Below are 8,357 nucleotides of genomic sequence, written 5' to 3' on the forward strand. Positions count from 1 at the left end.
GAATAGAGTGTACAGGAAACCGGGAGTGCTTCATTGATGACCCTGACTGTCGCCGCTCGGCACGCGGCCATGTGTTTGCTATTGCTGGCATGGAGCGTCGTGGCGCTGGCCGGTCCCACACCTACGGACGATCAGCGCCAGGCGGCGATCGAAGTCGCCGAATCGCTGCAATACGGTCACTACGCCGACGTCGAAATCAACGATGAATGGTCGCAGCGTGCATTCAAGCGGCTGCTGGATGTTCTCGACGAACAACGCGCCTATCTTCTGCGACGCGATATCGACAACTTCAGCGATCTGGAGACGTCTCTCGACGACGCTGTCAAAAACGGCGACCTGGATCGTGTCTATGCATTCTATTCACACTATCAGGATCGCGTCGAAGCGCGTTTGCAGTGGTTGGTGGACAAAGTCGACCAGGGACTGGATTACGACTACACCACCAATGAACGGTTGGCATTGGATCGGAAGGACTCTCCGTGGGCGGGCAGCGAGGAAGCGCTTGACGATCTGTGGAACAAGCGGTTGAAAAATGCCGCGCTGACGCTGTCGCTCAGCGATCAGTCTGCCGAAGAGATTCAGAAGACGCTCCACGACCGCTACGCCAACCAGCTCAACCGCGTCCGCCAGACCAACGCCGAGGACGTACTGGTGCTGTTCATGGCGGCGGTGACGGGCACCGTCGATCCGCACACCGAATATCTCTCTCCGCAACAGGGGGAATCCTTCGATATCCAGATGCGGTTGTCGTTGGAAGGAATCGGTGCGCTGCTGCAGAACGATGGCGAATACGTCAAGGTCTCCAGCCTCGTTCCCGGTGGCCCCGCCGACAAGAGTGGCGTATTGCAGCCGGCGGATCGCATCGTGGCCGTCGGCCAGGACGAAGATGGCGAAATGGTCAACGTGGTCGGCATGCGCCTCGACGAAGTGGTCGATCTGATCCGCGGCCCCAAGGGTTCCACGGTGCGGCTCGAAATCATTCCGGCCAAGGCCGTCGACGTCACCCGGACCCAGGAAATCCGAATCACCCGGGATACCGTCAAGCTCGAGGATCAGGCCGCGCATAGCCAAGTGGAAGAGGTCCAGCGCGACGGCCAGCCCCACAAGATCGGGATCATCACGGTGCCGGCGTTCTATGTCGATTTCGATGCCTGGCAGGCCGGCGAATCCGATTATCGCAGCACGACTCGCGATGTTGCCAAGGAGATCGAGAAGCTCAAGGCGCAGAACGTCGAGGGCATCGTGCTCGACCTGCGCAACAACGGCGGCGGCGCATTGCAGGAAGCCAATTCGATGATCGGGCTGTTCATCGACCGCGGCCCCACGGTCCAGGTCCGTGACGCCCGCGGCCGCATCAATCTTTACGGCGATACCGATGCCGGCGTCGCCTATGACGGGCCGCTCGCCGTGCTGGTCAACCGCTTGTCGGCCTCGGCCTCCGAGATCTTCGCCGGCGCGATCCAGGATTACGGCCGCGGCCTGGTGCTCGGCAGTCGCACCTTCGGCAAGGGCACGGTACAGACATTGAGCGACCTCAGCCACGGCCAGATCAAGCTGACCCGCGCCAAGTTCTACCGTATCTCCGGCGAAAGCACGCAGCATCGGGGCGTCGAGCCGGACATTCTCTACCCCAGCCTGATCGACCCGGATCAGATCGGGGAGAGCGCGCTGGATAACGCCCTGCCTTGGGACCGGGTACGGCCGGTGCAGTACCGTCTCTACGGCGAACCCTGGCGCTATCTCGAAGCGCTCCAGGATCGTCATGAGCAGCGTATCGCCAACGACCCCGACTTCGTCTATCTGGAGAAGCAGGCGCAACTGAGCAAACGTCTACGCGAACAGCAGACCAGCATCAGCCTCAACAAGGAGCAGCGTCAGCGTGAAATGGATGCTCAGGAGTCCGAGCAACTCGCGCTCGAGAACCAGCGTCGTAGGGCGCTGGGCATGGAACCGCTCGATCACTGGACCGATGCCCGCGAACAGGACGAGACGTCAAGCAACGACCAGACCGACACCAGCGACCAGAGCAGCGATAGCGATAGCGACAGCGGCAAGGACGATGCCAATGCCGAAGACGCGAACCCGACCGATCGCGCCGAACTGCAGGAGACGTCCCAGATCCTGCTGGATTACGTGCAGTTGAAGTCCAACGGATGATCGGCTGCGTCCCGCCCACGGCCCACCGTCACCGGATCGTGAACCCGTAGCTGCCGGCGCTCGATCTCCAGCCTGACCGAAGCCTCGCGAAGACATTCGCGGGGCTTTTTTGATCAATCGGTCGTGGCAACTCACGGCATTAATGGTTCGAAACCCGAACTCTCGGTATTCAGAAAATCGCCGGCCGGTCGTTGTACGTTTAAAAGACCCGAGAGAGCGATGCCATGATTGCGATATTGATCCGGGCCGCGGCCCTCGTCTGGCTGGGGCTGGCCGGGCTTGCCCAGGCCGACCCGGCTCATGACGACCCGATTCAGGCCGATACGGTTCATGACGACACGGTTCAGGCCGACACGATTCATGACGACGATGACCAGACGGCTCGTCACGCCACCACAGCAAACCCATCATGCCCGCCGGGGGCGACACGACCACGGCAGCAAGACGCCCTGACCACGCTGGCCCGGCAGCTCGAAGCATGGGACGAGGCGTATTATCAGCGTGGCGAGCGTCTCGTTGACGATGGCGTCTACGACGAAGCCAAACGCCGCTGGCAACGCTGGCGAGACTGTCTTAAACCCCTCGATCTCAAACCCCTCGGTCTCGATCCTGCCGCCGAGCCATCCCGCCAGCCTACGCCGGCTTCCCCGCGGGACGAGCTCGAACATCCCTTCGCCCAGACCGGACTCGACAAGCTGCCCGATCGCCAGGCCGTCGGCGAATGGCTTGCCAGGCAGTCGGACCAGACGCTTTGGATCCAGCCCAAGGTAGACGGCGTTGCCGTGTCGCTCGTGTACCGGAATGGCGAGCTCGAGACCGCCATCAGCCGTGGCGACGGGGAAACAGGCCAGGACTGGACGCGTCAGGTCAGGCAGATCGAGAGCCTTCCCCAGCACCTGCCGACCGACGAACCGGTCACCTTGCAGGGAGAGCTCTATCTTCGTCTTCCCGGTCACGTACAGGCCCGGGATGGCGGCGTCTCCGCGCGCTCCGAGGTGGCCGGGCTGCTGAACCGACACGAGCTGTCCGCGGAGGCAGCTCGTGACATCGGCTTTTTTGCCTGGGCCTGGCCGGATGGCCCTGCCAGCGGCGAACGTCGGCTCCAGCAACTGGCCGATCTCGGCTTTGGCGACACGGCCAGATACACCCGAACGGTCTCGCAGCTATCGGAAGTCGTGCAGTGGCGCGACCGCTGGTATCACGCCCCGCTGCCGTTCGCCTCCGATGGTGTCGTCATCAAGCGCAGCCACAGGCCTCCCGGGTCGCGCTGGCAGGCAGCGCCGCCGAGCTGGGCCATCGCCTGGAAATACCCGGCGGCGCAGACGCTGGCCGTGGTCGAAGCGATCGACGTTTCGATCGGCCGCACCGGACGCCTCACGCCCATCGCCCAGCTCGATCCCGTCCTGCTCGACGATCGGGAGGTCAGTTCGGTGAGCCTGGGGTCGCTGGCGCATTGGCAGGAACTGGACGTTCGCCCCGGCGATCAGGTATCGCTCTCGCTCGCTGGCGCGACCATTCCCCAGATCGAACGCGTGGTCATCCCGGCAACGCCGCGCCAGGCGCTGACGCTTCCCGATGCCGAACGCTACGATGCGCTCTCCTGCCTGACATTGATGCCCGGCTGTCGCGAACAGTTTCTGGCCCGCCTGGCATGGCTCGGCAGCGAGGATGGCCTGGACATGAGCGGCATCGGCCCTGCCAGCTGGGCTGCGCTGGTCGATGCCGGCCTGGTCGATGATCTGCTGGATTGGCGGCAGTTGAATATCGCACAGCTGCAAACGCTGCCTGGCGTCGGGGAAGCCCGCGCCCGGCAGTGGCTCGGAGCCTTCCATGCCGCCGAAAGGAGGGATCGGACGCGATGGCTCATCGCCCTCGGCCTGCCGTCGATACCGGATGAAGTGCGTCGAGCCGCCTTGGCAGCGCCACTGGCCGCCTTGCGAGATCGTTCCGAACAGGGCTGGCAGACGTACGCCGGCATCGGCGCCACTCGTAGTGCGCAGTTGGTGGCGTTCTTCCACGATCCGACCATCGGCGCCCTGCTGGCCTCCCTGCCGCCATCTTCATCAGTCTCGCCGTCAACCCCGTCGTCAGCGCCATCGTCAACCTCGCTGTCAACTTCTCCTGCCAGACGGCCTTGACTTGCCAGACGACCTTGACGGGGTGAGAAGCCTCATCTTTCCAATACGATGTAAACCACCGCCCGATTCACGAAAACGCGGCATGGCAGGCAAGTCAGGCCGCGCTACAGTCGAGACGTGCCTGCATCTTCCGGAGCCGGGCGGCGCCACCGGCACGCCGTCGGCAGTACGCCTCCGACCGGCGGGTCGACGCCACCAATGCCCGTGGTTCCTCTCCCGAATGCATCCTGAAGGCATATTCCCAACCACGATGTCGACGACAGCCGATTCCCGCATCATCGCAGAGTCGCCAAAGCGTCCGACACAGACAGGGATCGACATGATGTTTCCGGCGAGGCGAGCCTTCCTGTTCCTTCAAGGGCCCCGCTCCCCGTTTTTCCATCAGCTCGGGCAGCGGCTCAGTGACGATGGCCACAAGGTCGTCAAGGTCAACTTCAGCACCGGCGACCAGGCCGGATGGCATGGCAAGCCGACGGAGACCTTTCGAGATCCCTGGCCTATGCTGGAGGAGTTCGTCACCGATCTGTGGCGACGCCACGGCATTACTGATCAGATCGCCTTCGACGACTGCCGCCCCGCCCACAAGGCGGTGATGCCCGCGGCACGCCGGCGCGGCATACGCAATCATGTCCTGGAGTCGGGCTACTTCCAGCCCTACTGGGTCACGCTGGAACGTGAAGGCGCCCATGGTCATTCGCTGCTGCCGAAGGACCCGGAGTGGTATCACAGCATCGGCCCGACCATTCCCCGGTCCTCGCCGCCCCGCGCCTTCTCGCAGCCGTTTGCCATGCGCGCCGTCCATGATGCCGGCTATCGTCTGGCACAGATCGCCAACCCGTTGATGTTCTGGCATACCCGCGGCCAAGCCGGATTGCCCCGTGAAGTGAGCTATCGCGGAGGCACGAGGCAGTGGCTCGGCCGGCATCAGGCCGCCAGCCGCTGCCAAGCGCTGCTCGGTGACGGCCGACCGTTCTATCTCTTCCCGCTGCAGCCCGACGGCGATCCTCGAATTCGCTTCCATTCTCCCTACCCCGGTGGGTGGAAGGCCGTGGAGCAGATCGTCAACTCCTTTGCCCGCTTTGCCCCGGAGCGTACACGTCTGGCGATCATCGGCCCGGCCGACGATATGTCCGGCTACCGGCGTCGCCTGCGCAAGCTGGCCGTGGAAACCGATATCGGCGATCGCCTGGTCTTCCTGCCCGGCGGCAACCTGAGTACGCTGATCGATCACGCCTCAGGCCTGGTGACGATCAACGGCAGCGAAGGACTCATGGCACTCGAAAACGAATGCCCCACGCTCGCGCTCGGCAACGCCATCTACCGCCTGCCCGGGCTCACCTCGCCCAGTTCTCTCGACGACTTCTGGCGCCATCCGATCGGCCCGGACAAGCGGCTGTTCCGAAGTTTTGCCAGGGTCGTCGTCTACGCGACCCAGATCAACGGGGGCTTCTACAGCCGCGAAGGTATCGATCTGGCGGTGATCAATGCGGTATCCCACCTGACCGAGAACGTCTCCCCCATCGAGCGCCTGCTCTGGGATTCCCGCCTCCCGGTCGCCTCCTAGCGCCTGTTGCCGTTTCGGCGCGAGCGGCATTGCTGCACCCGATGGCCTCAGGCCAGGCTCGATCGCAAGGGCCTGAAACGGCAAGCGGCCAGGTGGATGCCACCTGGCCGCTGCGCTTCCCCGTCGAGAGATCGGCCTACTGATTGGCCGGCAACAACGCCCGTCCGATATCGATGCGGGGCTTCACCATCAATTTGGTGAACGCCATCAGCACCATCTCCTCGATGGCCGGCCCCATGTCCTGCTTGAGCGCTTCGTAACTCGGGTAGCTCGGCTCGGGGGCGATACACATCTCGAAGAAGTGCTGCCGGTTGATGTGCGGATTATCGATGAAGAACTGGCTCAGGCGGTTGTGCTTCTCCTGCTTCGCGGCGCTGGAAACGTAGTTGCCGATCCTGGCGAAGAACTGCTCCACGCTGCGCAGCGGAAGATGATAGATACAGGCCTCCCACTCCCGGGCGAAATCCATGATCTCGGGCTCGGGCTCCAGCACCGTGCCATCCTGTTTCGCCATCAACCAGTGATAGCCCATGTGGAGCCGATGAGACTGGCGATAGACGAAGAGCGCCTTGGTATCGGAAGCCTGCTCGCCCAGCGACCAGTACTCGGCTTCCAGCAGCTTGCCCTCGAGATCTTCCTGATAGGCAATGGATTCCTGGCAGATCACGTTGATCCACGGCAGCCGGAAGTAGAATCGCTTGAGGTTCTCCTCGCCCGGAAAACGCTGCGCGAACGCCGCGTAGAAATCCTTGACCGTCAGGCCCTTCTTGAAGGTCAGGAACTCGTCCGCATCGAAGCCGTAGACGACGTTGTAGCAATCCTTCTTCAGATAGAGCTCCAGCGCGCCGTTGATATAGTCTGCCTTGCGCCTGGAGAAGCCCTGCTCGTCCTCGATCTCGACGAAGGCGACCTCCTTTTCCGGGTAGCGTTCTCGCAACTCGGCAACACACTCCCCGAGAAAATCATGCTCGATATGGCTAAGCACGATGAGCCGGTCGAATCCCAATCGCAGGTGGTGCAGGCAGGAAGCGAAGACGACGTCTTCTTCTCCCCGAACCATCGTGATGGCGGTAAATTCAAGTTTCATCGTGAAGTTTCCTGTCAATGTCAAAGGTTCTCGTCGCCCGGAGGCAACGCAGATCGGGAACGCTTGCCGTCATCATCCGAACGGGTCGGGCCGGTAATTTCTGCCTCGATGACGCAGCGTCAGCGTCTCACCCACCAGAAGGCTCGGGCCTTCTCCGGATTGCCGATGTCGAGCGCCTTGCGGGCCGCATTCTGCGCCATGAGTCGCGCACCGGCCGGATCGTCGATCAGTTGCTGCATCGCCGAACGCCAGGCTTCGGGCGTATCCTCGACCAGCAAGCCGTCTTCGCCTTGCGAGACGATTTCACGATAGGGAGAGCGGGCGCTGTAGAGCCCCACGCTGCCCATCGCGGCGTTATCCAGAAACTTGATGTAGGTCTTGCCGGCATTGAATGGGGTATCGCGCATCGGCGTCAGGCTGATATGCATGCGCTGCCGGTCGCGATAGCGCTGGAAGGCCCGCCAGCCGAGCGGCTTGGGAGTGCGTACCCGCTGCAGCCCCCGCAGCGAGACCGGCGAAAAGCCTCCCAGCATGATCTCGAACATCAACGCCTTGTTGCGTTCGTGAATATCGACCAGGGCCGGCGTGATGTTCTCGAGATCGGCCAGGTGGGCACGTGAGCCATGGAACCCGACGCGCGGCGCCGACTGGATGAAATGATCGTGGGTGGGCATCGGCGCGATCAGCGATGGCGCCAGCAGCGAGACCGAATCGTGGCGCTGGCTGAAGTGCTTCGCCAACGGCTCGCAACAGGCGATCACCTCGTCGGCGATCGCCAGCAGGCGCGGCTGCACGTGGGACGACACATGCGCCATGCGCCGCCGGTAGGTTTCCGGCAATTGCTCGTCCAGCGCGGCGGCATCGATATCGTCGTCGATCAGATAGCGAATGGTGGCCACGCGGTGCCGGTTGTCTTCCAGCCAGGAGATCCAGGCGCCGTTGAGCGATCGGCAGACGAGGATATGGGCATTGCGCAGCTCACCCACCAGCCACGGCATGCACATGACCGGCAGCCGCCAGTAGCTGGTGTCGATACGCTTGACTTCGATGCCACGTGATTGCAGCCACGGTGCCACCGATTTCAGGAAGTAGATATCTTCGGTCGGGCAGGTTCCATCACTCAAAACCACCCAGCGCGGATAGTTCATGATCAGTCCCCTCGTAGGCTGGATTGTCATTCCTTTCGCGACGATTCAACGCAGCGAAAAGTCCTCGTAAGTCAGTGTCAGACTGGGGTGATAGGCCGGATCGTCGAACAGTCGATGGCGCCACCGGCGGCGCATGTAATCCGCCTCCCGGGTCGCTCGCAGGCGCTTGGCACTGGTATCGTCGGCGCCCCGGGAGACGGACTCGTGGTGGTAGAGTTCGGCAAACGGCGTCCGTAAGCGTTCATTCGGGGACGTAGTAGACG

General features: G+C 62.9%; 6 protein-coding genes. 3 read left to right on the plus strand and 3 right to left on the minus strand.

The window, feature by feature from the left end:
* Window positions 1-36: 36 nt before the first annotated feature.
* The 3 genes from CCD76_RS16305 to CCD76_RS16315 all read left to right on the plus strand — a co-directional run bounded on the left by CCD76_RS16305 (window position 37) and on the right by CCD76_RS16315 (window position 5,859).
* On the plus strand, window positions 37-2,157 hold the full coding sequence (locus CCD76_RS16305) for a carboxy terminal-processing peptidase (protein WP_087720489.1): 2,121 nt from the start codon (window positions 37-39) through the stop codon (window positions 2,155-2,157).
* Between the two features lie 224 nt (window positions 2,158-2,381).
* Window positions 2,382-4,295 (plus strand): NAD-dependent DNA ligase LigB, encoded by a 1,914-nt coding sequence (ligB, locus tag CCD76_RS16310; RefSeq protein WP_087720490.1) that lies wholly within the window; start codon window positions 2,382-2,384, stop codon window positions 4,293-4,295.
* 319 nt (window positions 4,296-4,614) lie between these two features.
* A complete protein-coding gene (locus CCD76_RS16315; RefSeq protein ID WP_179208948.1) occupies window positions 4,615-5,859 on the plus strand; it encodes a capsular polysaccharide export protein, LipB/KpsS family in 1,245 nt (414 codons plus the stop codon).
* A 136-nt stretch (window positions 5,860-5,995) separates the two neighbouring features.
* On the opposite strand, the gene CCD76_RS16320 is transcribed toward CCD76_RS16315, so the two are convergent.
* The 3 genes from CCD76_RS16320 to CCD76_RS16330 all read right to left on the minus strand — a co-directional run.
* Complete coding sequence (locus tag CCD76_RS16320) at window positions 5,996-6,946, minus strand: glycosyltransferase family 2 protein (RefSeq protein WP_087720492.1); 951 nt, start codon at window positions 6,944-6,946, stop codon at window positions 5,996-5,998.
* A 119-nt stretch (window positions 6,947-7,065) separates the two neighbouring features.
* Entirely contained in the window at window positions 7,066-8,094 is a 1,029-nt protein-coding gene (locus CCD76_RS16325) for a glycosyltransferase (protein ID WP_256961341.1), read from the minus strand.
* Between the two features lie 45 nt (window positions 8,095-8,139).
* The coding region (locus tag CCD76_RS16330; protein WP_218777058.1) for a hypothetical protein at window positions 8,140-8,357 on the minus strand (218 nt) is incomplete at its 5' end.

The organism is Salinicola salarius, assembly GCF_002179555.1.
Taxonomy (GTDB): Bacteria; Pseudomonadota; Gammaproteobacteria; order Pseudomonadales; family Halomonadaceae; genus Salinicola; species Salinicola salarius_A.

What these genes read in the sequence shown, in the direction of transcription:
- CCD76_RS16315 (WP_179208948.1), top strand. Translation starts at nt 4,615, where the DNA reads ATGATGTTTCCGGCGAGGCGAGCCTTCCTGTTCCTTCAAGGGCCCCGC.
- CCD76_RS16325 (WP_256961341.1), bottom strand. Translation starts at nt 8,094, where the DNA reads ATGAACTATCCGCGCTGGGTGGTTTTGAGTGATGGAACCTGCCCGACC.
- CCD76_RS16320 (WP_087720492.1), bottom strand. Translation starts at nt 6,946, where the DNA reads ATGAAACTTGAATTTACCGCCATCACGATGGTTCGGGGAGAAGAAGAC.
- ligB (WP_087720490.1), top strand. Translation starts at nt 2,382, where the DNA reads ATGATTGCGATATTGATCCGGGCCGCGGCCCTCGTCTGGCTGGGGCTG.
- CCD76_RS16305 (WP_087720489.1), top strand. Translation starts at nt 37, where the DNA reads ATGACCCTGACTGTCGCCGCTCGGCACGCGGCCATGTGTTTGCTATTG.